17 protein-coding genes are annotated in these 24,439 nt (G+C 55.0%); 6 read left to right on the top strand and 11 right to left on the bottom strand.

Features of this window, described 5'->3' with window-relative positions; all coding sequences use genetic code 11:
* Nucleotides 1–191: 191 nt before the first annotated feature.
* Nucleotides 192–797: an FMN-dependent NADH-azoreductase gene (locus tag HHI26_RS01075; RefSeq protein WP_133841921.1), complete on the top strand. Its 606-nt coding sequence runs from the start codon at nt 192–194 to the stop codon at nt 795–797.
* 67 nt (nt 798–864) lie between these two features.
* Here the strand turns inward: HHI26_RS01075 and HHI26_RS01070 are convergent, their stop codons facing one another.
* Genes HHI26_RS01070 through HHI26_RS01060 form a run of 3 tightly spaced genes read right to left on the bottom strand, consistent with a single transcriptional unit; the run spans nt 865 to nt 4,005 of the window.
* Nucleotides 865–1,188: a YdbL family protein gene (locus tag HHI26_RS01070; protein WP_133841920.1), complete on the bottom strand. Its 324-nt coding sequence runs from the start codon at nt 1,186–1,188 to the stop codon at nt 865–867.
* 11 nt (nt 1,189–1,199) lie between these two features.
* Nucleotides 1,200–1,391, bottom strand: coding sequence for a YnbE family lipoprotein (locus tag HHI26_RS01065; protein WP_133841919.1), 192 nt, complete (start codon nt 1,389–1,391; stop codon nt 1,200–1,202).
* Nucleotides 1,375–4,005, bottom strand: coding sequence for a YdbH family protein (locus HHI26_RS01060; protein WP_159336562.1), 2,631 nt, complete (start codon nt 4,003–4,005; stop codon nt 1,375–1,377). Before HHI26_RS01060 ends, HHI26_RS01065 begins: the two co-directional genes overlap by 17 nt.
* 190 nt (nt 4,006–4,195) lie before the next feature.
* Between HHI26_RS01060 and HHI26_RS01055 the strand changes: the two genes are divergently transcribed.
* The gene (locus tag HHI26_RS01055) at nt 4,196–5,188 is read left to right on the top strand and encodes a 2-hydroxyacid dehydrogenase (protein ID WP_133841917.1); all 993 of its coding nucleotides are present in this window, start codon (nt 4,196–4,198) and stop codon (nt 5,186–5,188) included.
* A gap of 170 nt (nt 5,189–5,358) precedes the next feature.
* On the opposite strand, the gene lapB is transcribed toward HHI26_RS01055, so the two are convergent.
* The 3 genes from lapB to pgpB form a co-directional block, all read right to left on the bottom strand.
* Entirely contained in the window at nt 5,359–6,528 is a 1,170-nt protein-coding gene (gene lapB / locus HHI26_RS01050; RefSeq protein ID WP_133841916.1) for a lipopolysaccharide assembly protein LapB, read from the bottom strand.
* Nucleotides 6,529–6,534: 6 nt separating this feature from the next.
* Nucleotides 6,535–6,843, bottom strand: a complete 309-nt coding sequence (locus tag HHI26_RS01045) for a LapA family protein (protein WP_133841915.1) — start codon at nt 6,841–6,843, stop codon at nt 6,535–6,537.
* A 176-nt stretch (nt 6,844–7,019) separates the two neighbouring features.
* A complete protein-coding gene (pgpB, locus tag HHI26_RS01040) occupies nt 7,020–7,787 on the bottom strand; it encodes a phosphatidylglycerophosphatase B (protein WP_133841914.1) in 768 nt (255 codons plus the stop codon).
* 228 nt (nt 7,788–8,015) lie between these two features.
* Here pgpB and ribA point away from each other — a divergent pair, with 228 nt between their 5' ends.
* Nucleotides 8,016–8,606 carry a GTP cyclohydrolase II gene (gene ribA / locus HHI26_RS01035; protein WP_159336561.1) on the top strand — a complete coding sequence of 197 codons (591 nt, stop codon included), beginning with the start codon at nt 8,016–8,018 and terminating at the stop codon, nt 8,604–8,606.
* Nucleotides 8,607–8,669: 63 nt separating this feature from the next.
* Here ribA and acnA read toward each other — a convergent pair whose 3' ends face one another.
* The 5 genes from acnA to topA all read right to left on the bottom strand — a co-directional run bounded on the left by acnA (nt 8,670) and on the right by topA (nt 16,552).
* On the bottom strand, nt 8,670–11,351 hold the full coding sequence (gene acnA, locus HHI26_RS01030) for an aconitate hydratase AcnA (protein WP_171148412.1): 2,682 nt from the start codon (nt 11,349–11,351) through the stop codon (nt 8,670–8,672).
* Nucleotides 11,352–11,896: 545 nt separating this feature from the next.
* Complete coding sequence (locus HHI26_RS01025) at nt 11,897–12,064, bottom strand: AraC family transcriptional regulator (RefSeq protein ID WP_133841911.1); 168 nt, start codon at nt 12,062–12,064, stop codon at nt 11,897–11,899.
* A gap of 2 nt (nt 12,065–12,066) precedes the next feature.
* Nucleotides 12,067–12,225 carry a YmiA family putative membrane protein gene (locus tag HHI26_RS01020; RefSeq protein ID WP_133841910.1) on the bottom strand — a complete coding sequence of 53 codons (159 nt, stop codon included), beginning with the start codon at nt 12,223–12,225 and terminating at the stop codon, nt 12,067–12,069.
* A gap of 501 nt (nt 12,226–12,726) precedes the next feature.
* Complete coding sequence (gene cysB, locus HHI26_RS01015) at nt 12,727–13,701, bottom strand: HTH-type transcriptional regulator CysB (protein ID WP_062743153.1); 975 nt, start codon at nt 13,699–13,701, stop codon at nt 12,727–12,729.
* 253 nt (nt 13,702–13,954) lie between these two features.
* Nucleotides 13,955–16,552: a type I DNA topoisomerase gene (gene topA / locus HHI26_RS01010; RefSeq protein ID WP_133841908.1), complete on the bottom strand. Its 2,598-nt coding sequence runs from the start codon at nt 16,550–16,552 to the stop codon at nt 13,955–13,957.
* 613 nt (nt 16,553–17,165) lie between these two features.
* Here topA and HHI26_RS01005 point away from each other — a divergent pair.
* From HHI26_RS01005 to HHI26_RS00995, 3 genes are read left to right on the top strand one after another with little or no spacing between them, the layout of a single operon-like run.
* Entirely contained in the window at nt 17,166–20,984 is a 3,819-nt protein-coding gene (locus tag HHI26_RS01005; protein WP_171148411.1) for a WGR and DUF4132 domain-containing protein, read from the top strand.
* Between the two features lie 29 nt (nt 20,985–21,013).
* Nucleotides 21,014–22,093 carry an AAA family ATPase gene (locus HHI26_RS01000; RefSeq protein ID WP_133841906.1) on the top strand — a complete coding sequence of 360 codons (1,080 nt, stop codon included), beginning with the start codon at nt 21,014–21,016 and terminating at the stop codon, nt 22,091–22,093.
* Between the two features lie 32 nt (nt 22,094–22,125).
* Nucleotides 22,126–24,432, top strand: coding sequence for a DUF5682 family protein (locus tag HHI26_RS00995; RefSeq protein WP_171148682.1), 2,307 nt, complete (start codon nt 22,126–22,128; stop codon nt 24,430–24,432).
* Nucleotides 24,433–24,439: the final 7 nt, after the last annotated feature.

Below are 24,439 nucleotides of genomic sequence, written 5' to 3'. Positions count from 1 at the left end.
AAACAGGGGATAAGAATTTTGCGTAGTGTAACACAGACAAGCACTTAGGGTTTTAATTGCCCGGCGCGTCTTATTCAATATTTTCGAACATTGATATCGAAAACTCGCACTTACACTGTCGGCAATTTATCCGTAAAGTGTTCCTTATTGAGCGGTATGTGATCCGCGTGACAAAACAGGAAAAAAGAACCATGAGCAAAGTATTAGTACTGAAATCAAGTATTCTTGCTGGTTATTCACAGTCTGGCCAGCTGGCAGACCACCTGGTTTCCGAATGGAAAGCGGCCCACCCTGGCGATGAAGTGACCGAGCGCGATCTGGCCGCTAACCCAATCCCGGTACTGGACGGTGAGCTGGTTGGCGCACTGCGTCCATCCGATGCCGCACTGACCCCGCGTCAGCAGGAAGCGCTGGATCTGTCCAACGAACTGATTGCTGAACTGCAGGCCCATGACACCATCGTGATCACGGCGCCAATGTACAACTTCAATATCCCCACTCAGCTGAAGAACTACTTCGACCTGGTGGCCCGTGCTGGCGTGACGTTCCGTTACACCGAACAGGGTCCTGAAGGCCTGATCAAAGGCAAAAAAGTCGTGGTTCTGTCAAGCCGTGGTGGTATCCATAAAGACACCCCAAGCGACCTGCTGACCCCTTACCTGACCCTGTTCCTTGGCTTCCTGGGTCTGACTGACGTGCAGTTCGTGTTTGCGGAAGGTATCGGTTACGGTCCTGAAGTGGCAGCGAAAGCCGCCAGCGATGCGAAAGCGGTGATTTCTCAGATCGTGACGGCCTGATTACCCGAAAAAACAGGTTGAGCTAACCCTCCTCAACCTGCGCGGTGGCACTGTGTCGGTGCCGCCGCTACTTCTTCAACCACTGACCGTTTATTCCTCGTACATATTCCCCTGATTTCGCTCTCTCAACCAGTTTGGAACCCGCAATACTGGCAACGTCGCGCGTGGTCATATTATTTTGCTGCGCCAGCAGCTGATATTGACGTGTACGCCCCTCATTAATCTGTTTAACCAGCGTGAGGGTTTCCGCATCCTGCTGAACCGCCGCAATGTAGCCATTCAGCGTTTCACCCACACGTCCCTGTTGGCGGGCTTCATCCAGCGTCAGCGCCATCACAGCAGGTGACAGCAGCAAACAACCCAGCAATATACCGCAGTTAAGTCGTTTCATATGCCCCGTCCTCAGAACAGACCACTCTGGGTTTTTAATAACGCTTCAACGTCCTTATCCACTTTGATATGAATTTCATGCTCGATTTTTACATTCATATTAATGGTGATCGGCTCTTTTGGGGCGGCCACTTCAATGCGCGGGATACACCCGCAAAGCAGCATCGTTCCACCCGTTATCCAAAGGCTACTGAGGGGTTTCATCACTGTTTTCCTTTTGCGACGGCAAGGTGGCATTCTGTTCCACCCAAGATTGCAGGTTATCGCCAAAGCGCAGACTGCGCCACAGTTGGAACAAATTTTCCTGCTGGCTGTAGTTCAGCGATACGCGTTGATTTCTGTTGCTGAAACGGCTGGTGCCATCGACTTTAGCGGTCATGTTCATCACGCCTAAATTATCGAGATCGATTGTTGCCCAGCTTCGGGAGATTTCCATATAACGCAGCCAGTCGATGGCAGCCCCGGCGGCAAAATTATTACGACTGATGGCATCGGCCATGTCTTTATCCATACGCACGGTGAGTGGCCCGCTGTTAGCAACCCAGCCCTCTTTCACCAGCCAGTGTGAATTATTCAGCCACAGCGGCAACGCACCATTGATGTAGCCCGACATGGCCAGCTGTTTAAGCTTCATGGTGGTGACCAGTTCGGACAAGCTCAGATGCGTGACATGGATCGTGGCTGCCTCCGTTTGTGGCATCTGCAAGCTGGCCATACTCAACTGCCCGCCGAGCAGCTCAAGGTTCACGTTACTCAGTGTGAGCGGCTGCCTGTCACTCCAGGGATACCAGCCCTGAAGATCGGCCGTGACATTGTGCATCGCAAACTGGTTGTTAATCTTTTTTATCCGTAATGATACGGGCCCGTGAGCGCCGAAATACCAGCGATGAGATTCCAGGCGGAAAGGTAGCGAGAAGTCGATACCCTCAAATTCATTATCCGGCAGTAGCACGCTGCCATTGCTCACCAGCCAGTGACCACCGGCTTTCAGCCCCTGATCGCTGGCCGCAGAGAAAGCCACCTGAGCTTTTAACATGCCCCCCTGAATCGCCAGTTTCAGCTCCGGACTGATCAGCGGCTGAAACACGTTTAATGGCTGTTCCGGCCACCACATTTGACCACGCAGACGTTCTCCATCCCAGCGGCCCCGTACCTGAACCGGGCCAATTTTCTTCGCCTGCAAACTCCCCTTGTACAGAAACGCCTCCGGGTCGCGCCCTTTGACAGTCAGTGTCAGGGTCGATGGGGGCAAATAGCCGCCGCTACTGAAGTGCGTCTCCCTGGCGTTCAGGCTTAATTGCCCGTTGAATGAGGGTGACTCAGGGTCACGTTGCCAGCGAACAGGCTGGTCCAGCGTTAATCGTGGGGCATCCATCGTGACGCTGCCATAGGCAAGATGATCAAACCCGGTCGACAGCGAGGTTAATTCAATCAACCGATCCTGCCAGCGTCCCTGACCTTTGACATCCCATTTTGCGTTCAGCGGGGCCAGATAACCATCCCCCCAGTAACGCCATAACCACGTGCCTTTGTCCGGCCAGAAGTCACTGGCCCGTCCGTCCAGATGCAGGCGAAACCGCCCCATTTCGCGATCATGAGCACTGAGGATCGCCTGTAGGCGCCCATCAATACCGGCAGAAGAAAGCGAGACGCCCGCCAGCGGCCAGCGTGCTTCATCCACTTCCAGGGTGGAGAGCAACCGCCCTTTCATACGCAGTAATGCACCCGGCCGCATCACTATCTGTGGGTCAAGCATCGGCCCACGTAACTCTCCCGGCAAGCCGGCAAAGAATTGCAGGCTGTCGAGTTTGGTCTCTCCTGTCAGCCGGAACGGCAGCTGACTGTTCTGCCAGTCCAGATTTCCCGGTCCCAGCGTTAATACCACATTACCTTTCCCGCCACGTCCCTCGGTCAGCATATTAAAGCGGCCGTTTAGTTCCGTGGCGGGTAACCCCTGCTGCCAGCCTTTTGCCGTCAGCGCGAAACCACCAGAAAGCGGTTGCACCGCCCAGGGCCAGTTCCACTGCCCCTGTTGCACCACGATGTTCTCACGAGTGATGTTCCAGGGCAGCGTTAACAGCGGTTGTTTTTGATCCTTCGCGGTCACGACCAACGTGCCGACCTGCTGCTGCCAGTCAAGGCGCAGATGCAGCGGTTCAGGGACACTATCCAGCGCCAAATCGCCCTGTAATGCACCACCTTCAGGTAAGGAGTCAGGGATGCGCGGTAACGTCAGCGTGCCGCTCAGGCTCACGGGCTTCGGCACGCCAGGTGCCTGAATGTTCAATGATGTGAGCGTCAGCTGCTGTCCGTTGAGTTCGGCATCCAGTGACAGGTTTTTTCCCTGATAGTGCAGGTGCTGACGTTGAGGGTCGAGATTAAGCTGAAGCTGCCCGGCCCAGTTCTGCCAGGGCGTAATTGTGAGTTGCCGGAGAGTGACGTTGGCGGCGGGAAGCATCTGCTGCCATTCTGCCAACGTACGTGGTGCATCGTGATTGTCGGCACTGGTAAGGTTAGCTGCGCATGAAGTATCCACGGTGGCGTCATCGACAATCAGTTGCCAGCGGCTCTGGTGGTAACTGAGCGCCACGCCTTTTACGCTCGCCAGCTCGCAGTCTCCCACCCGATAATGCACACCCGGCAGGCGTAACGCGCCCTGATGCCAGCCGGGGTTACCGTCAAGGACGACGGAAGTTTTTGCGGGCAGCCATAGGCCGGCCAGTCGCGGCAGCCACTGGGTAACAGTAAGAAGTATGCCGGTCAGCAGCAGGATAACTGCCATCAGCACAGCAAGCGCTATTTTCCAGCCCCGATTCATGGCGGTGACATCCTGTTCATTCCGTGATTATCCCTGAATGATGGCATGGAATCCCTGAAGGGTGAAGTTTTTCGCCTGTAATCAATCGATTCGCTGCTTTTAACACCAGCTAAACAGCGGTCCTCTCCCGCGTAGGGATAAATTATTGTTACACTGCTTTATCACTGACGCACGGCGAAAGGAAAAGGCGATGAAACTTGCGGTATATAGCACCAAGCAGTATGACCGGAAATACCTCACACAGGTCAATGAGGACTTTGGTTTTGAACTGGAGTTTTTCGACTTTTTGTTGAGTGAACGTACGGCGAAAAACGCCGTGGGCTGCGATGGCGTTTGCATTTTCGTCAACGATGACGGCAGCCGCAAGGTGTTAGAGGAGCTGGCCGAACTGGGCGTGAAGTTTGTTGCGCTGCGCTGCGCGGGTTTCAATAACGTCGATCTCGACGCGGCGCGTGAACTGGGTATTCAGGTGGTACGTGTTCCTGCCTACTCACCGGAAGCGGTGGCTGAACATGCGGTCGGCATGATGATGACCCTGAACCGCCGTATTCATCGCGCCTACCAGCGTACGCGTGATGCGAACTTCTCCCTCGAAGGGCTGATTGGTTTCAACATGCACGGACGTACCGCCGGGGTGATCGGCACCGGGAAAATTGGTATCGCTGCGATGCGTATTCTGAAAGGCTTCGGTATGCGTCTGCTGGCGTTCGACCCTTATCCAAGCCCGCAGGCACTGGAACTGGGTGCGGAATATGTCGACATTAAAACGCTGTTTAGCCAGTCCGATGTCATCACCCTGCACTGTCCACTGACGGCGGATAATCATCACCTGCTGAACAGCAGTGCGTTTGCACAGATGAAAGATGGCGTCATGGTGATCAACACCAGCCGGGGTGCTCTGATTGATTCCCAGGCAGCCATTGAGGCGCTGAAGCAGCAAAAAATCGGCGCACTGGGCATGGATGTTTACGAAAACGAACGTGATTTGTTCTTTGAGGATAAATCTAACGACGTGATCCAGGATGATGTGTTCCGTCGTTTATCAGCCTGCCATAACGTCCTGTTTACCGGCCACCAGGCTTTCCTGACTGCGGAGGCCCTGACCAGTATTTCTGAGACCACGCTGGAAAATCTGCGCCGCCTTGAGAAAGGTGAACCTTGTGACAATGTGCTGACCGTGTAATCCACACGCGTACCCTGCACAACCCCGGCATAGCCAACCTCCCCGGCTATGCCTTTTCGCCTTTTATCCTGTAGAAAAAAAAGAGCTCGGTGGTGCTGGCATCGTTTTTTTTTCGCGCCATTAGTATGTTGTAACTAATGCGGGGTGAAGTAAGCCGTAACGCCCACGTATTACTGGCCGTCAAGACCACGAATAGGTTTAACGGAGGACCAGGCACGGCACGACGGGCAATGCCAGTAAAGCGCATGAGCCGTAAAGCCGCACTTGTGGCACCGATAACGAGGTTTGGTTCGGATCTGCTCGCCGACCATATCGCGCAGCACCATCAGGCTATCTTTCGCACGGCCATCCTCGGCTTCCTGCAAGTTGAAATCCATCAGCCGATGGAAAACACGCATCGTTGGATGGCGCTGAAGCTGGCGGGTAATATAAGTTTGTGCAACCTCGGCGCCCTCTTCACGGTCAAGGATCCCCGCCAGGTAGAGTTCGGCTGCAGCACCGGTATTTTCTTCCACGCAGCGTTTAAGGTATTCGGACCAGGCCTGAGGCTGATTAAGATGTTCATAACAGCCTTCCAGCATCTCAAGCGTTTCACTGACCAACTCTTTATCCTGTTCGATTACCCGCTGCAAATGCACCACGGCTTTGGCAAACTCATTCTTCGCCATATGGATGCGGCCCATCATAATGGAGACGCGGGCACTGTTGCGGTCGGCTGACTCCCCTTTCTTCAGCAGATTCATGGCACGATCGAGATCATCACTGCTGATAGCCTGCAAGGCCAGCTCACAGTAGAAATGCGCGATTTCCATCTTCAGGCGATCTTTGCCCTGTTTCACCAGTCGTTCAGCCACTTCAATGGCATTCGGCCAGTCACTGGTGGCCTGGTGGATAATCAGCAGTTGCTGCAAGGCGCTGATGCGGAAATCCGTTTCGTCCACCAGCTGACCGAACATCTGTTCAGCGCGATCGTAGAACCCCGCAGCCATATAATCGCGGCCCAGCTGTTGGATCGCCAGCAGGCGCTGGTCGTAAGTGAGGGAGGCGCTTTCCATCAGTGCCTGGTGAATGCGTATAGCGCGATCGACTTCACCTCGGGAGCGGAACAGATTGCCCAGTGTCAGGTGCGCTTCCACCGTGCCACTGTCCTCTTTTAACATATCGAGAAACAGGTCGACGGCTTTGTCCTGCTGGTTAGAGAGCAGGAAGTTCACCCCGGTCACATAGTCACGCGACAGGCGGCTGGCTTCCTGTTGCTTATCCTGTTGCGCACTTCTGCGCCCCATATACCAGCCATAGGCGGCAGCAATGGGAAGTAACAGAAACAGCAGTTCTAACATAAATGATTATTCCTTGACGGCAGGTGCCTGTGACGCTGTCACGGATGGCTCTGTCTGCCCCAGTTGCTGCTGAAGACGTTTAAGTTTACGTTGCGTATGTGCCAGTGATACCCGCACACGCAGCCAGAACAATCCACAAATCGCCCAGCCCAGTAAAAATCCAGCGGCAAACAGTGAAGCCAGCAACGTTGAAACACGGAACTCACCCTGCGCCAGCAGATAGTTAAACTTCACTACCTGGTCGTTGTGCGCGCCCAGCGTGACTGAAATGACGAAAATCGCCAGGACCACTAAAAAAATCAGCAAATATTTCACAGTTCATCCCATACCCTGGTGTTAACCAGATGAATTATGCCAAAAAAATCGGTCTGATGCTTGCATTGATGTCACGTGTTATTCCTCGCCCCATCACTTTTCCCTGCGCTTCCTGCCATCAGGCAGCCATAAAAGAGCCGAACAAAAGATATGGGGACAGGATACCGTCTTTACAATCAGGAGGCCTCATTTTCCCGCTGCGCTATCTCCTGCTGCTCCTGCGGAGGCACCGTTAGAGGCCCACAGAACCGCTGAGCCAGCCAGGTTGCGAGGGTAATGAATAACCAGCTGATAAGCGTAGCGAAAACCAAATCACGCGGCCAGTGCATCCCCAGCACCAGGCGGCTACCCATTACCGCTATCGCCCAGCTCATCAGCAACACGATAGTGACGTAGCGCCTGCGTGGCCACAGCAGTCCCACGCCGAGCAACGCCCAACTGGCGGCAAACATGGTATGCCCCGAGGGGAAAGCAAAACCGGTTTCAAATGCCCAGTGTTTTTTTAGCCAGTCAGGTAACTGGCTATTCTCCGCAACGGCGGCGCTGACCATCTCACTGCGCTGTTTGCGTTTCTGGTCATAGAATTGCTGCTCATTAATACCGTACGTTTTCTCCAGCCACAGAACATAGGGGCGCGGCTCCTGTACATGTTCTTTAATCAGGCTTTTGGTGTACTGCCCGGAGAGCAGCGTGGCAATAATGATCCCCAGAAGAAATACCGCGGGTTTCCAGCGAAAGCGCAGGCACCAGAGGAACCAGCCGCAAAGAATAGCACTGGTCAGCGTCCCCCAGGGGCTGGTGACTGTTTCGGTAAACCAGAAGAGCAGCTTGTGCCCCCATCCCATTGACACAGGCTGCCAGTGCCAGCCTGACAGCATCACCCCGAGTGGCATCATCAACAATACCAGCATGCCCAGGGTGGTACGTTTGAGGATCTCTGCCATTTATCTTCCTTTCGAACCGTTATGTTCACGAGTTTGTTATAAGATTATCTTAAAAAATAATAACATAAGGATTGTTATAGTGATAATTCTGCGTTATTAAAACAATCGCTCTAACGTGTTAACTGCCACGCGATATGTTGTGGCAAAATAGGCACAATTGTTTGCGTCAGGCAACTGACACAGCGATATCTGATGATAGCGCAACACCTGAAGTTTCTGGAGAGTCACATGCAGCTTAAACGGGTAGCAGAAGCCAATCTGCCCACGCCTTGGGGGGATTTCCTCATGGTTGGTTTTGAAGAACTCGCCACCGGGCACGATCATGTCGCCCTGGTGTTTGGCGATATTTCCGACAGCAAACCTGTGCTGTCACGCGTCCATTCTGAGTGTTTGACGGGCGATGCATTGTTCAGCCTGCGTTGCGATTGCGGGTTCCAGCTTGAAGCCGCCCTGGCGCAGATTGCTGAGCAGGGGCGCGGTATTCTGCTGTATCACCGTCAGGAAGGCCGTAATATCGGTCTGCTGAACAAGATCCGCGCTTATGCGCTGCAGGATAAAGGCTTTGATACGGTTGAAGCCAACAACCAGTTAGGTTTTGCGGCTGATGAGCGCGACTTCACCCTCTGCGCCGATATGTTCAAATTGCTGGGCATCCACGAAGTCCGCCTGCTGACCAATAACCCGCGCAAGGTTGAGATCCTCACTGAGGCGGGTATCAATATTGTTGAGCGCGTACCACTGATTGTGGGAAGAAACCCTAGCAATGCGCATTACCTGGATACGAAAGCCGCGAAAATGGGCCATCTGTTATCCAAATAGCCCTTCCGGGTTGACACTCTGGCGACCGGCATCATGCAGGTCGCCAGGGAAACACAGCGTGGGTTATTGCAACATATTGCGGATCACATAATGCAAGATGCCGTCATTCTGGTAGTACGTCAGCTCATTACCGGTATCGATACGGCAACGCGCTTCCATCACTTCCTGACGCCCATCAATGCGCGTCAACGTCACCTTCACCACGCATCCCGGTGTTAACTGCTTCAGATCCTGCACATCAATCTGCTCATCCCCGGTCAGCCCCAGCGTTTTACGCGTGACGCCTGATGGAAACTCCAGCGGCAAGATCCCCATACCAATAAGATTCGAGCGGTGAATACGTTCAAAGGATTCGGCAATCACCACCCTAACCCCTTGCAGACGTGGACCTTTCGCGGCCCAGTCGCGGCTGGAGCCCGAGCCGTACTCTTTCCCGGCGATCACCGCCAGCGGAATGCCAGCCTGCTGATAACGCATGGCGGCATCATAGATCGCCATCTGCTCATCGCCAGGAATGTAACGCGTCATTCCCCCTTCCACGCCCGGTACCATTTCGTTACGAATACGGATATTGGCAAAGGTGCCGCGCATCATCACTTCATGGTTACCACGGCGTGAGCCATAAGAGTTGAAATCCGTTCGCTCGACGCCGTGCTCCAGCAGGTAACGTCCGGCCGGACTGTCGGCTTTAATGCTCCCTGCCGGTGAGATATGGTCTGTGGTCACCGAATCACCGAGCATCGCCAGAATGCGTGCACCCTGAATGTCCTGAACTGGCTTCGGTTCTCTTTCCATATCATCGAAGAAAGGCGACAGCCGGATGTAGGTCGAACTGCCATCCCAGTCATAGGTCGCGGCTTCACTGACCTTGATCTGCTGCCATTCCGGGGTGCCCTCGAAGACTTCGGCATACTCTTTATGGAACATATCGGTAGAAACCATCTGCACGGCTTCGGCGATCTCTTCCGGCGAAGGCCAGATATCCTTGAGATACACTGGATGACCTGCTGCATCTTCGCCAAGTGGCTCCGTTTGCAGATTCAGGGTCATATTACCTGCCAGCGCATAGGCCACGACCAGCGGCGGTGACGCCAGCCAGTTGGTCTTCACATAGGGATGGATGCGTCCTTCGAAGTTTCGGTTTCCCGACAGCACCGCGCCGACGGTCAGATCGCCCTGTTTGATCGCGGATTCGATCTCATCCGGCAGCGGGCCGGAGTTACCGATACACGTCGTGCAACCATAACCGACCAGGTTAAAACCGAGTTTATCGAGATAAGGCGTCAGGCGCGCAGCGGCAAGATAGTCAGACACCACTTTGGAACCTGGCGCAAGAGACGCCTTTACCCAGGGCTTAGGAGCAAGCCCCAGATCCACCGCTTTTTTCGCCAGCAGACCCGCCGCCATTAATACACTGGGGTTGGAGGTATTGGTACAGGAGGTGATCGCGGCAATCACCACCGCGCCGTCATCCAGCTGATACTGTTGATGGGTTTTACTGTCCAGGTAGCTGACGGTTTTGTGGGCTTTCTGCGCGTGATTCACTTCCAGTTCATTACTGGCGCGGAAGGCCGCCGGGACGTCGCCCAGTGCGACACGGTCCTGCGGGCGCTTCGGCCCGGCCAGGCTGGATTCGACTTCCCCCATATCCAACGCCAGCGTGCTGGTAAAGACCGGTTCATCACCGGTATTGCGCCATAATCCCTGCGCTTTACTGTAAGCCTCAACAAGCGCTACCTGCTGCGTGCTGCGCCCGGTCAGTTTCATATAGCCCAGCGTTACGGCATCCACCGGGAAGAACCCGCAGGTCGCACCGTACTCCGGGGCCATATTGGCAATGGTGGCACGGTCGGCCAGCGGCAGATCATCCAGCCCGTCGCCGTAGAATTCAACAAATTTACCCACTACGCCGTGCTTACGCAGCATCTGCGTTACGGTCAGCACCAGGTCAGTGGCGGTGATACCCGCTTTCAGCTTACCGGTCAGTTTGAACCCGACCACATCCGGGATCAGCATTGACACCGGCTGTCCCAGCATCGCGGCTTCCGCTTCAATCCCGCCAACGCCCCAACCCAGCACGCCCAGCGCATTAATCATTGTGGTGTGTGAATCGGTCCCCACCAGCGTATCGGGGTAAGCCACCTCTTTTCCATCTTGTTCTTCATGCCAGACGGCCTGACCCAGGTACTCCAGATTAACCTGGTGACAAATACCCGTCCCCGGTGGCACCACGCTAAAACGATTAAAGGCCTTCTGCCCCCAGCGCAGGAAGACGTAACGTTCATGGTTACGCTCCATTTCCAGACGCACGTTTTCTTCAAACGCATCGTCATCACCAAAGTGGTCAACCGTTACCGAGTGGTCAATGACCAGATCAACCGGCGACAGCGGGTTCACCCGGGCGACATCGCCACCCAGCCGTTTCACCGCCTCACGCATGGCGGCAAGATCAACCACAGCAGGCACGCCGGTAAAGTCCTGCATCAGGACACGTGCCGGGCGATAGGCAATTTCGCGGTCAGCATGCGCATTTTTCAGCCAGCCGGCCAGTGCATGGATGTCCTCATCGGTTACAGAGTCACCGTCCTGCCAGCGCAGTAGGTTTTCCAGCAACACTTTCATTGATTTCGGCAGGCGTGAAATATCGCCCAGTTCAGCCTCAGCCAGGTGAAGACTGTAATACTGGTAACGTTGCTCGTGGACAGACAGTACATCCTGACTGAGTTGGCGTAGGGTCGTCGACATTGCTCCTCCATTGCGTATTATTTTAACATTTACCTTAAGTCACCGGAGCCGTGCTGCGGGGATAAAAGGTAAAACCTTAGTAAGCACAAGGTTTGTTTAAACATAGCACAAGCGAATCGCAACGATTTGATAACAACACTAATTGACAACAGCTGAAACAAACTGAAATTAAAATACAAAAACGCCCCGCTGTACTGGCCAGCGAGGCGTTATTTGTTATTACGCGGGTGATGATTAAATAGTGCGATTAACGCACCATCATTCCAATCCATACCGCGCTGGTCCAGAACAATGCTGAGAATGTCCAGGTGCTGAACCAGGTAATTTGGGTTAAGTTCATGTTTATACTCCTGCAGGCCATCTCTGACCAAAACGTACCACATTAAACACTCTGCATTTAAAGCGAGGGTTTTACCGTTAAATGATGGGTTTAGCATCAAAAATGGGCGTCAAGATGCCCTGGCCAGTGAGTCGGCCTGAATGATAATTAACGCTGTTTGAATTTTGATTCTCAGCAAAACGCCGAGTGAATTTTAATAACTGCTTTATTTAACTTTCTTCTCTTCGAACATTGACTCAATAAAATTGCGCTGCAGGTCATTCAAATCCCATGATGCCGGAATGGCGTCCTGAGCCTTGTTCTTGCCCTTACAGAAACGATCGTTCGTTTTGCGGACTTGCTGTGCTTTTTGCTCTGGCTGTCTCAGGTACATTGTTATCCCCATATACGCCATACGAATAAGCCAACCACTCCCCAAAACAGGGCTGAAGCAGCGAATACCGTCATCCAGGCTTTGCGTTTCAGATTGCTGTTACGCTCAACCTTGATGGTTTTGTCCCCGAAGCCGGGTTGTACAGATAATCTAGTAGCCATAGTTTTTGATAATCACTCTCATTAAAACGATTGTTTGAACCAATCAGAAATTAGGATGAATCCTAAACATTCTCTGTTGCAAAATCCAGTAATTTTTATTGAACAAAACGATTAACAGGATTAATCATCCATGAAGAAGATTAATTAAAAATGCTCACTCAACTCAGTCTCATTAATTATCACTTAACACAAATTAAGAACACCGAGTTCCATTACAGGTCCATTCTAAATTAGAGTTTTCTTTACTCCTCCTTTCGTTGCAGCTGTTCTCACCTGCTTTTAACTAGAGTATGAGAATCATCCTAACTGAGCGCAAAGGGGGACAATGAAAACTGTGTACTGTTTCTCATTTAAGAAATAACAATAGGAGAACATGTGATACATCTTTCATTTACGAAAAAATAATCAAAGGACATTAACGAATGGGGTGCCAGCTGGCATCAATGGAAAAAAAAAGAGCCGCAAAGCGGCTCCGGACAGGTTTTTTCATCACCTGAGTGATTATTTTGCGGGCAATTTTATATCTTTAAACATCGCTTCAATATCTTCATTCGAACGCAAACCTACAGCAGTATCAACAACATCGCGCGTCAGATGTGGGGCAAAACGTTGAATAAAGTCATACATATAGCTGCGCAGGAATGTGCTGCGACGGAAACCGATTTTGGTCGTACTGAAGCTGAATACATCGGTTGCTTCGATACGCACCAGGTCCGGATCGGACACCGGATCGACCGCCATGCTGGCAATCACCCCAACGCCCAGTCCCAGCCGGACGTAGGTTTTGATCACGTCGGCATCGGTCGCAGTAAAGACAATACGCGGGGTCAGCCCGGCACGGTTGAATGCGGTATCCAGTTCTGAGCGGCCCGTAAAGCCGAAGGTGTAGGTCACTAATGGGTATTCTGCAAGTTCCTCAATGGAGACTTTGCTCTTCGCTGCGAGGGGATGATCGGGCGTGACGACGATGGCACGGTTCCAGTGGTAACACGGTAACATGATCAAATCGTCGTAAAGGTGCAGCGCTTCGGTGGCAATCGCGAAGTCGGCATTGCCTTTTGAAACCGCCTCTGCGATCTGCGTAGGCGATCCCTGATGCATATGCAGGGAGACGCGCGGATAGCGCTCAATAAACCCTTTAATCACATTGGGCAAAGCGTAACGTGCCTGCGTATGCGTAGTGGCAACGTACAGAGAACCCTTATCTGGCCAGGTGTGCTCTCCGGCGACAGATTTAATCGCATCCACTTTCGATAACACTTCTCGTGCAATGCGGATGATCTCCTGCCCGGCAGGCGTCACCTGAGTCAGATGTTTGCCACTACGGGCAAAAATCTGAATGCCAAGCTCATCTTCCAGCATACGTACTTGCTTACTGATGCCCGGTTGCGAGGTATACAGCCCTTCGGCCGTTGAAGAGACGTTGAGATTGTGATTCACCACTTCAACGATGTAGCGCAGCTGCTGCAATTTCATTTTTCGTTCCATCCAGGGTTTGAAACAATGCGCCGAAAACCGAGCAACAGTGTTCAACTCTGTGGCTGGCGCTCTAATCAGGCAATCGCTCTAATGCAATTAGATAATAAGAAAGGGGTTATCTATAACAACTATATCAAAAATGTGGGATATGTATAGCACAGCCAGGGGAATTCATCAGCGGGAACAGAAGAAAAGAAGGTGCGGGGGCAGCGATGACAGGCCGCCCCCGACGGGGATAATTCACGCAACGTTACTTCTTGGTGACTTCCCATTTACCATCAACAAAGAAAGCAGACCAGCCAGTGGCTTTTCCGTCTTTTTCTGTGCTGACGTACTGCTGTTTTGTTTTGCGACTGAAACGCACGACGGCTTTGTTACCTTCTTCATCGGTCGCTGGCGCATCGGCCAGGTAACGCAGTTTTTCCGGCAAACGGTCGCGGAAGCGTTGCAGCTCTTCCACCTGCGGCGCGCGGGTCTCACGCGATTTAGGGAACGTATTGGCCGCGAGGAATACACCAGCAGCACCATCACGTAGAACGAAATAAGCGTCTGACTTCTCACACGGCAACTCAGGTAACGGCACCGGATCTTCTTTCGGTGGCGCGACTTCGCCGCTGCGCAGAATTTTACGCGTATTTTTGCAATCGTCATTGGTGCAGGACATGTACTTACCAAAGCGACCCATTTTCAGGTGCATTTCGGAACCACATTTCTCACACTCAACGATCGGACCGTCATAACCCTTGATGCGGAACTCGCCCTGCTCGATCTCATAACCATCACATTCTGGGTTGTTACCACAGACGTGCAGCTTACGCTGAGGGTCGATCAGATAGCTGTCCATCGCAGTGCCACATTTCTGACAGCGGCGACGGGCGCGCAGTGCGTTCGTTTCCGCGTCATCACCTTCGAGAATATTCAGTACTTCATTCTCAGGAATCAGGTTAATGGTCTGCTTACAACGCTCTTTCGGCGGCAACGCATAGCCAGAGCACCCGAGGAATACCCCGGTGCTGGCAGTACGGATACCCATCTGGCGGCTACAGGTTGGGCAGTCAATTGAAGTCAGGACCATCTGATTAGGCTGCATACCGCCTTCTTCAGGATCTTTCTCTGCCTGCGCCAGTTGATCGCTGAACTCACTGAAGAACTTATCCAGCACGGCTTTCCACTGGGCCTCATTCTTCGCGACTTTGTCGAGGTTGTCTTCCATGTGCGCGGTGAAGTCATAGTTCATCAGCTCACGGAAGTTCTCTTCCAGACGGTCGGTAACGATCTCACCCATTTTTTCCGCATAGAATCGACGGCTTTCTACCTTCACATATCCACGATCCTGAATGGTCGAGATAATAGAGGCATAGGTAGAAGGACGGCCGATACCGCGTTTTTCCAGCTCACGAACCAGCGAGGCTTCGCTGAAGCGGGCCGGTGGTTTGGTGAAGTGCTGGCTTGGCACCAGTTGCTGGAGACTGAGCTCACTCCCCACTTCCACAGCAGGCAGCACGCGATCTTCATCACCTTTACGCAGCGCAGCCATCACACGCGTCCAGCCGTCAAAGCGCAACGTGCGCCCTTTCGCCTTCAGTTTGAAATCGCCCGCTTCCACCGTCAGCGTGGTGGAATCGTATTGCGCCGGCATCATCTGGCAGGCAACAAATTGACGCCAGATCAGCTGATACAGCTTCTGCGCGTCGGTTTCCATATCTTTTAGCTGCTCAGACTGCACTTTCACATCCGATGGACGGATGGCTTCATGCGCTTCCTGGGAATTCTCTTTGCTGCTGTAGACGTTGGCGGCTTTCGGCAGGTATTTCGCGCCGAACTCATCTTCGATGTAGCCGCGCACCATGCCGACAGCATCCTGGCTCAGGTTGGTTGAGTCAGTACGCATATAGGTGATATGACCGGCTTCATACAGACGCTGGGCCATCATCATGGTTTTCTTCACGCCAAAGCCAAGACGGGTACTGGCCGCCTGCTGCAGCGTAGAGGTAATAAACGGTGCGCCGGGCTTGCTGCTGGTGGGCTTATCTTCACGATCGGCAACCACATAGCGGGCTTTCTCCAGCAGGCTGACAGCGGCGTAGGTCTGCTCGCGGTTTACCGGACGGAACGGTTTATCGCCCTGATGCGTCACCTGCATCGGCAAATCCACCCCTTTCGGCGTGGTCAGGTCCGCATTCAGATCCCAGTATTCTTCCGGAACAAACGCTTTGATTTCGCGCTCACGCTCAACCACCAGTCGAACGGCGACCGACTGAACACGGCCAGCGGAAAGACCACGTGCCACTTTTTTCCACAGCAGTGGAGACACCATGTAACCCACAACGCGGTCCATAAAGCGGCGCGCCTGCTGGGCATTAACACGGTCAATATTCAGTTCACCCGGCTTTTCAAATGCCTGGCGAATCGCATTCTTGGTGATTTCGTTAAACACCACGCGGCTGTAGCGCGATTCATCGCCACCGATCACTTCCCGCAGGTGCCAGGCAATGGCTTCCCCTTCGCGGTCAAGGTCCGTTGCGAGATAGATATGGTCAGCTTTCTCAGCCAGCGCCTTGAGTTCAGCGACAACTTTTTCCTTGCCCGGCAGGATCTGATAATTCGCATCCCAGCCGTGATAAGGGTCGACGCCCATACGGTTAACTAACGCCGTCTTTTCGTCTTTTTTGACCTTTTTGGTTGTTTTACTGGTTGTAGAGTCAGCGCTCTTTTTAACTGTTGATCCACTGGTCGGCAAATCACGGATATGGCCTACGCTGGATTTCACCACGAAGTCATTACCGAGATATTTATTGATCGTTTTGGCTTTTGCCGGGGACTCAACTATTACGAGAGCTTTTCCCATAGTTACCTTTACCTGATTAAAACATCCGAGAGTAAGTGTGCCGTTTTGCACTCGTCACATCGCGCACTAACGATAGGGTTATCGGGATAACAGATTCAACCCGGTTAACTTTTTATCCATTCCAACATAATAACGCACGTTGCAACCAGTTGATTAACGGTACTTTTTACCACCTGTTAAGCGAATCTCTAACAGAGCGTAAAGTCTGTTTTACGCCCGGAACCCGAAACGCCCACACTCTACCTGATAAAATCTGTTACGCAACTTAATTAGCATCAAGCCCCCATTTACGCCAGGAAAGGCAGCAAAAAGAGATAAATTTGTGCTATTCGCCGCAACGCCCGGGCACCACGAAGCACAGCATTTGTTCACTGAGACGACTGCCTTATAAAGGAAGAAAAAAACGATTTGCCTGCGGATATGATATTTGGATAATCAACCGATTGATAAAAGCGAGATTTTTCCGCTTGAACCCCTTTCTGGCGTTGATTACATTGACCCACCGGTCTACCGCCGCTGCTGCAAAAAAAAAGTGACCGGAGGCAGAGAATCGCTTCTCTTTTACGGATATCGCTGCGCTATCGATGTCCTGTTCAACACAAATGGAAACCACATGACCACCTTGATTTATCAGGATGAAAAATCCCACAAATTCTGGACCATTGTACAAAAACAACAGGAACTCCATCTCAGTTGGGGACGTGTGGGAACTCAGGGGCAAAGCCAGATAAAAAGCTTTGATGATGATGAACAGGCCAGAAAAGCGTGCGAGAAGCTAATTAAAGAGAAGAGCCGCAAAGGCTATCTGGCAGCAGGTGAAGATAAACAACAGAGCATCGCTTCTGCTGGCAGTGCAGCCTCAGTCCAGGCCGTGCCACCCGCAGCCGTGGCGCCAGCCAGTCCGAAAAAAACACCGTCCGCCGCGCCAACGGCTGACGAGCCTCTCACCGCTTCCCCCGTAGCCGCTCGCCTCAGCGCCGTCGTCAACCCTGCGGCACCGCTGTGGCTGACAGAAGATGATGCCATTACGCTGCCGCAGAAGCTGTCGGTACTGGCCCTCAGTCACCGTGACAGGCCACTCCCGGCCATCGGTAAAGTCGAAGAACCCGCAGAACAGTTACGTCGTCTGAAGGTCCTGAGCCAGGAAACCAAAAAGAACGGCGGCATGATCCTGGACGGCAGTCGCTGCGATAGCAGCTGGCAGCAGGCGTTCGCCATCGCGCAGGCCTGCCTCGCCGAGGCAAAACCGCTGCCGCAGGACTCCCCGATGGCCGCTGCGGCCCTGATGAAAATCAATCAGACCTATGCGGGGCGCGACACTTCGCTGCTGATCGATGCCATCGTGGCCAGCTATGGCCTGGAGTATGCCGTCGAGATGATCATCGCCAGCCTGCAGATTGGTCTCGACCGGGATTACCGCTCGCGCAACATCTCGTTTTATCCGGCGGACAACCCACCTGCGGGTTACCAGCAGAATATCGTTGATTATGAAATGCGTCTGCGCTGGCACCTCTCTGCGGCACAGCCAGACCTGTGGCAACGCTGCGCAGACCGCCTGGTCGCCGCCCTGCCGCTGATCCCACTCTGGCGTCAGCCGCTGGTGTCATTGCTGCTGCCTGAGCGGCCCGAACTGGCCGATGAAATCACCCTGCGTTCAGGACGCAACCGGGATCTGACGGCGCTGGAGTGGCTGAAAATGACCGCGACGGATGAGGATACCCTGCATGTACTGGAGTATTACCAGGCGTTAGAACTGTTTGATAGCTGGTATTACGGCGAAATACTGACCAGCACTGTGCTGCTGGAGCAGGGTGTGCGCGCGCTACCGCGCCTGGCGCCCTATGCTCACGGCGATCGCTGTGGCGAAGTGCTGATGCACGTCAACCATCCGCAGGCACTCATGATGTTAATTGACGCTGCCGGTAAGGGAAAACGCAGCTATGAGCGCGCAGCAAAAGCCAGTAAACGCTTCCCTCACGCCGCGTTCGCGGCCCTGGTTCGTCTGCTGAACGGTAAAGAGGATGCGCTGTGGCGTAGTCAGCTTCATGCCCTGCTGCACACTCAACCGCAGCTGGCTGCTGAGGTTGCCCCCTGGCTCTCCGCAGAGGAACGCGCTTTGGTGGAGAGCAGTCTTGCGCAGCTGAACGTTAAAACCGACTGCGCCAGCGCGGAGATGTTACCGGCGATCCTCGTGTCACCGCCGTGGACCGTCAAAAAACAGGTCGGCACCATTCCGCAGTTGACGTTATCGGTGCAGCCTGTCGCGCCACAGTTCGACGGCGTGCCAGAAGACCAGCTGTCGATGTGGTCGAATCATCGTAAGCTCAAGGTTGAGGGTCTGAAGACAGAAGAGATCCTCGCGCGTTTTGGCTTCAATTCATGGAACCAGTCATTGCCAGACACAGCGGTGCAGGCCTATGACGAGGATAATTACAGTCAGCTTATTGCCGACTGGGCGACCAACCACTCGCATTACGCCAGTGACTGGAATCTCACTATTTTACCCGGGTTGCCGCGTGAAAAAGGCCTCAACCTGTGGAATGCGCTCAGTACGGAGCATCACACCGGTATTGCGCTGGTCATGGCACATTTCGGCCTGGACGGGCTGCCCGGCTTTATCAACAGTGTTGGCCGCCAGCCGCAGGAAGCGCTACCCGTCGCACTCTGCGTGGGTAGCACCGACCTCGCACCGCTGGTTTCACGGGCGTTTTCCAAACTGAAAACCCTGCGTGCAGAGGCGCGTAACTGGCTGCTGAAGTATCCGGAACATGCGGTAGCTGGCCTGCTGCCGGTGGCTTTCGGCAAAGCCGGAGAAGCGCAGGATCACGCGCGTCTGGCGCTGCGTCTGCTGCTGGATAACGGCTATCAGGAACTGCTGGAAGCGGTGGCTGGACGCTATGCGCAACCCGAGGTGCTGGCAGCGGTCAATGCCCTGGTGCAGCTTGACCCACTGGACGATTTCCCGGCGAAGCGCCCTGCATTGCCGGACTTCTGGCAACCCGTGCTGTGGACACGTCCTCTGCTCCATAACGGTAAAGCCCTGCCGGAGGATGCCCTGATGCACCTCGGCACCATGCTACGATTCCCGACGGAAAATGGCCTGTATCCGGGGCTGGTCCAGGTCAAAGAAGCCTGTACGCCGGACTCACTGGCGGCGTTTGCCTGGGATCTGTACACCGCGTGGATGGCCGCTTCAGCGCCATCAAAAGAGGGCTGGGCGTTCAGCACGCTCGGGCTGTTCGGCAACGATGATATCGCCCGTCAGTTAACCCCGCTGATCCGCAGCTGGCCGGGTGAATCCCAGCATAAACGTGCCGTTGCGGGTCTGGATATTCTGGCGGATATTGGCTCGGATATCGCGCTGATGCAGCTGAACGGTATTGCGCAGAAGCTGAAGTTCAAAGCGCTGCAGGAGCGGGCGCGTGAAAAAATCAGCCAGATTGCCGAAAAACGCGAACTGAGTGTCGCAGAGCTGGAAGACCGCCTGGCACCAGATCTGGGGCTGGATGACAATGGCTCATTGCTGCTTGATTTCGGTCCGCGCCAGTTCAGCGTCAGTTTTGATGAATCACTCAAACCTTTCGTACGCGACAGCAGCGGCAGCCGCCTGAAAGACCTGCCAAAGCCGAACAAGAATGACGATGCTGCGCTGGCGACAGATGCGGTCAATCGCTTCAAATTACTGAAAAAAGATGCGCGCACCATCGCCAGCCAGCAGATCGCCCGTCTGGAAAGCGCAATGTGCCTGCGCCGTCGCTGGACAGAAGCCCAGTTCATCCAGTTCCTGGTGGGTCATCCGCTGGTCGGTCACCTGACCCGCCGCCTGGTGTGGGGTGCCTATGATGCCGATAACCAGTTGCTGAGCTGCTTCCGCGTCGCGGAAGACAACAGTTACAGCACCGCAGACGATGACCTGTTCACACTGCCGCATAACGCTGTTGAAATCGGTATTCCGCATATTCTGGAAATGCCGCCCGAAGATGCCGCTGCCTTTGGTCAGCTGTTTGCCGATTATGAACTGCTACCGCCCTTCCGCCAGTTGGATCGTAACCGCTATCTGCTGACCGCTGAAGAGCGTGAAGCCACCGATTTACAACGCTGGCAGGGCAGGCTCTGCCCAAGTGGACGTCTGGCCGGACTGACCAGCAAAGGCTGGCTGCGTGGCGTGCCACAGGATGCGGGATGGATCTGCTGGATGTTAAAACCCCTGGGGGACCTGACGCTGGTGCTGGAAATGGGTGAAGGCCTGGGCGTTGGCATGGCACCGGATGAATTTAACAAGGAGCAGTCGCTGGCAAGCATCTGGCTGTGGCACGGCGATGCCCACCAGTATGGCTGGGGCCAGCAGCACCCGCAAAAGCATCCGTTCTCACAACTGCATCCGATTACCGCCAGCGAAATGCTGAGTGATATTGATGCGCTGTTTGATTAATGCCTGAACCCGTTTGTTAAGGAAAGACCATGTCTGATGTATTGCAGCGGCCCCCGGCCGCGGTACTTTACGCTGCGGAACTGGCGCGGCTGAAACAGGATGACAGTGGCCCCCTGCCCCCCGGCTGGCAACTCAGTCTGCCGGCAGCACGGGCATTTATCCTGGGCGATGATGCCCGGGATATCAGTGCAAAAGTCGTCACGTCGATCGCCAGCGTTGAGCGCATGCTGGTGACGCTGGCCACCGGGCGCGGTCTGATGCTGGTCGGTGAACCCGGCACCGCAAAATCGCTGCTGTCAGAGCTGCTGGCAACCGCCATCAGCGGTGATGCCGGGCTGACCATTCAGGGCGGCGCATCGGTGACAGAAGATCAGATTAAATACGCCTGGAACTATGCCTTACTGATTAACCAGGGGCCATCAACTGATGCCCTGGTCCCGGCCCCGCTTTATCAGGGCATGCGTGAGGGTAAAATCGTACGTTTCGAAGAGATCACCCGCGCACCGCTCGAAGTGCAGGACTGCCTGCTGGGGATGCTGTCTGACCGCGTGATGACCGTGCCGGAACTGAGCGGTGATGACAGCCAGCTGTATGCCCGTGAAGGCTTCAATATTATCGCCACCGCCAACACCCGCGATCGTGGCGTTAACGAGATGAGTGCCGCGCTGAAACGCCGCTTTGACTTCGAAACCGTGTTCCCGATTATGAATTTCGAGCAGGAGCTGGCGCTGGTCTCTTCTGCGTCTGCACGTCTGCTGACGCACAGCGGCATCCCGCATAAAGTGCCGGATGACGTGCTGGAACTGCTGGTGCAAACCTTCCGCGATCTGCGCAGCGGTGGAGAGAAAAAAAGCGCGATGGACAGCCTGAACGCCATTATGTCGACGGCTGAAGCGGTCAATGTGGCACATGCGGTGGGCGTGCGCGCCTGGTTCCTGCAACAGCGCGCCGGTGAACCGGCTGACCTGGTTGACTGCATTGGTGGCACCATCGTCAAAGATAATGAAGACGATCGCGCACGCCTGCAACGCTACTTTGAGCAGCGCGTCGGTAACCGTAAAGAAGCGCACTGGCAGGCGTATTACCAGGCGCGTCACCGGCTGCCATGACCCTCCCGGCAACAGATCGTCCTCCAGTCACGATGCCCCCGGCCGGTGAACCGCTCATCCTCGGCATCCGCCACCACAGCCCGGCCTGCGCCAGGTGGGTTAAGCACAGCATCGAACAGCTACGCCCGGCCTGGGTATTGATTGAAGGCCCGGCGGATTTTAACCCTCGACTCGATGAACTGCGGCTGGCGCATCAGTTGCCGATCGCCATTTACGGTTACTGCCAGTTTCAGGATCACGATACGCCCGGTATCGGTGCCTGGACACCGTTTGCCGAATGGTCACCTGAATGGCAGGCACTGCTGGCCGCACAACGGCTGAAGGCCGAAACGCGTTTTATCGATGTGCCGATCTGGGCGCAGACAACCGACGATGACGAAGACGACAGCGACAGCCAGCACTATCATCAGCGCCAGCAGGCGATGATGGCGGCCTGCGGGATGGAGAGCAGCGATGCGTTATGGGACCATCTGTTCGAAGATGACGATCAGCATAACGAACTCCCCCGCACGCTGGATCGGTGGTTTCAGCAACTGCGTGACGGTTGCCCTGGCAGCCCGCAGGATCGGCAGCGCGAAGCTTATATGGCTCGCTGGATCGCCTGGGCGATGGCACAGGATAACGGCCCGGTGCTGGTGGTCTGCGGAGGCTGGCATGCTCCAGTCCTTGCCCGTCTGTGGCGCAGCGTTTCAGATACCAGGGAACCCGGGCTGCCTGACCCACCCCTTACCGGTGCCGTCACCGGCAGCTATCTGACCCCCTACAGTGAAAAGCGGCTGGATGTGCTGGCAGGCTATCTCTCCGGGATGCCCGCGCCGGTGTGGCAGCACTGGTGTTGGCAATACGGGCTGCAACAGGCCGGGCAGCTTCTGCTGGAAACCGTTCTGACCCATCTGCGCCGCCAGCATCTGCCCGCCTCAACCGCGGATATGACTAATGTCGTCTCCATGGCGCGGGGGCTGGCGGCACTGCGCGGGCACCGGCTACCGCTGCGCAACGACTGGCTGGATGCGCTGGCGGGCAGTCTGATCAAAGAAGCCCTGCATACACCATTACCGTGGAGCTATCGCGGTCAGTTACAGGCGGGCACGGATCCGATTCTGATCACCCTGGTAGACGTGCTGGCAGGACATCGCTTTGGCGAACTGGCCGCCGACACACCACAACCCCCCTTACCCCAGGATGTGATACGCGAGCTTGCGCACGCCAGCATTACGCTCCCGTCCACCCTGACCCTTAACCGCTTTGATGCGGAAGGATTAGGGCAAAGTCAGGTGCTGCATCGCCTTGCGGTGCTGGATATCCCCGGCATTCTCTGCCAGCAGGGCCACACGCTGGCGCTTTCCGGTGACGGTGAAGAGCAGTGGACGCTGACCCGGCCGTTGCAGCAACATGCCGCCCTGATCGAAGCCGCACGCTATGGCGCCACGCTGATCGAGGCCGCGCGCAACCGTCTGGAATCCGCGATGGCCGGGGCCGATGACATTGCGTCACTGGCCGCCTGGCTGCAACGCGCCGCCCTCGCCGGGCTGTCCACATTCAGCCTGCAACTGCTCTCCCGGCTGGAGCAGCAGATCGCGCTGGAGAGTCAGTTTGAGCAGATGGGCCCCGCGATGGAGATCCTCTACGCGCTGTGGCGCCACGACACCTTCAACGGAATGCGCGACGCCGCCATCCTGCACACCACTCTACGGGCAGCGATAGACCGCACATTGTGGCTGGCGGAGTCGACCGGGCTGATTGATGCCACGCAGATCAATGCCCATCTGCACAGCTGGCAGGCACTGTGCCATATTTTGCGCGATGAGCAGAGTCACCCGCAGCCCGATCGCGCTCTGGTGCTGTTGCCGCGTGCGCTTGCCGTGCTGGAACGCCGCTGCCGTGCAGCGGAGGCGAGTGCGCTCAGTCGCGGCGCGGCGCTGGGTGCGTTAATTCGTCTTGAACATCCCAGCGCCGATGCAGAGGCGGCACTGGCGCTGCTGGCGGCACTGCCTCCGGCACGGCTGGGCGAGGCGCTGCACGGACTCATCGCGCTGGCACGCCACCAGTTGGCATCACATCCGGCCTTTGTGGCCGGGTTTAATCAGCAACTGATGCAGCTGGCGGACGATCAGTTTATCGCCGCCCTGCCCGATCTGCGTGCCGCACTGGCGTGGCTACCGCCGCGCGAACGGGCAGCGCTTGCACGTCAGGTGCTGGCGCATTACCAGCTCTCCCACTTGCCAGAACATCTGTTACAAACGCCGCTGCCGGATGCCTGTGCACCTGCCGATTTTCTTCGTCATCAGCAGCAGGAGCAGCGCGCCGTCGATGCGCTCCGCGCCTGGGGCATACTGTGAGGACCCC

The organism is Erwinia sp. JH02 (assembly GCF_013074405.1).
GTDB lineage: Bacteria > Pseudomonadota > Gammaproteobacteria > Enterobacterales > Enterobacteriaceae > Erwinia > Erwinia rhapontici.
This window is presented reverse-complemented; position numbering and strand designations above follow the sequence as displayed.

Coding starts and splice junctions, on each gene's coding strand:
- HHI26_RS01075 (WP_133841921.1), top strand. CDS start 192: ATGAGCAAAGTATTAGTACTGAAATCAAGTATTCTTGCTGGTTATTCA.
- HHI26_RS01070 (WP_133841920.1), bottom strand. CDS start 1,188: ATGAAACGACTTAACTGCGGTATATTGCTGGGTTGTTTGCTGCTGTCA.
- HHI26_RS01065 (WP_133841919.1), bottom strand. CDS start 1,391: ATGAAACCCCTCAGTAGCCTTTGGATAACGGGTGGAACGATGCTGCTT.
- HHI26_RS01060 (WP_159336562.1), bottom strand. CDS start 4,005: ATGAATCGGGGCTGGAAAATAGCGCTTGCTGTGCTGATGGCAGTTATC.
- HHI26_RS01055 (WP_133841917.1), top strand. CDS start 4,196: ATGAAACTTGCGGTATATAGCACCAAGCAGTATGACCGGAAATACCTC.
- lapB (WP_133841916.1), bottom strand. CDS start 6,528: ATGTTAGAACTGCTGTTTCTGTTACTTCCCATTGCTGCCGCCTATGGC.
- pgpB (WP_133841914.1), bottom strand. CDS start 7,787: ATGGCAGAGATCCTCAAACGTACCACCCTGGGCATGCTGGTATTGTTG.
- ribA (WP_159336561.1), top strand. CDS start 8,016: ATGCAGCTTAAACGGGTAGCAGAAGCCAATCTGCCCACGCCTTGGGGG.
- acnA (WP_171148412.1), bottom strand. CDS start 11,351: ATGTCGACGACCCTACGCCAACTCAGTCAGGATGTACTGTCTGTCCAC.
- HHI26_RS01025 (WP_133841911.1), bottom strand. CDS start 12,064: ATGTACCTGAGACAGCCAGAGCAAAAAGCACAGCAAGTCCGCAAAACG.
- HHI26_RS01020 (WP_133841910.1), bottom strand. CDS start 12,225: ATGGCTACTAGATTATCTGTACAACCCGGCTTCGGGGACAAAACCATC.
- cysB (WP_062743153.1), bottom strand. CDS start 13,701: ATGAAATTGCAGCAGCTGCGCTACATCGTTGAAGTGGTGAATCACAAT.
- topA (WP_133841908.1), bottom strand. CDS start 16,552: ATGGGAAAAGCTCTCGTAATAGTTGAGTCCCCGGCAAAAGCCAAAACG.
- HHI26_RS01005 (WP_171148411.1), top strand. CDS start 17,166: ATGACCACCTTGATTTATCAGGATGAAAAATCCCACAAATTCTGGACC.
- HHI26_RS01000 (WP_133841906.1), top strand. CDS start 21,014: ATGTCTGATGTATTGCAGCGGCCCCCGGCCGCGGTACTTTACGCTGCG.
- HHI26_RS00995 (WP_171148682.1), top strand. CDS start 22,126: ATGCCCCCGGCCGGTGAACCGCTCATCCTCGGCATCCGCCACCACAGC.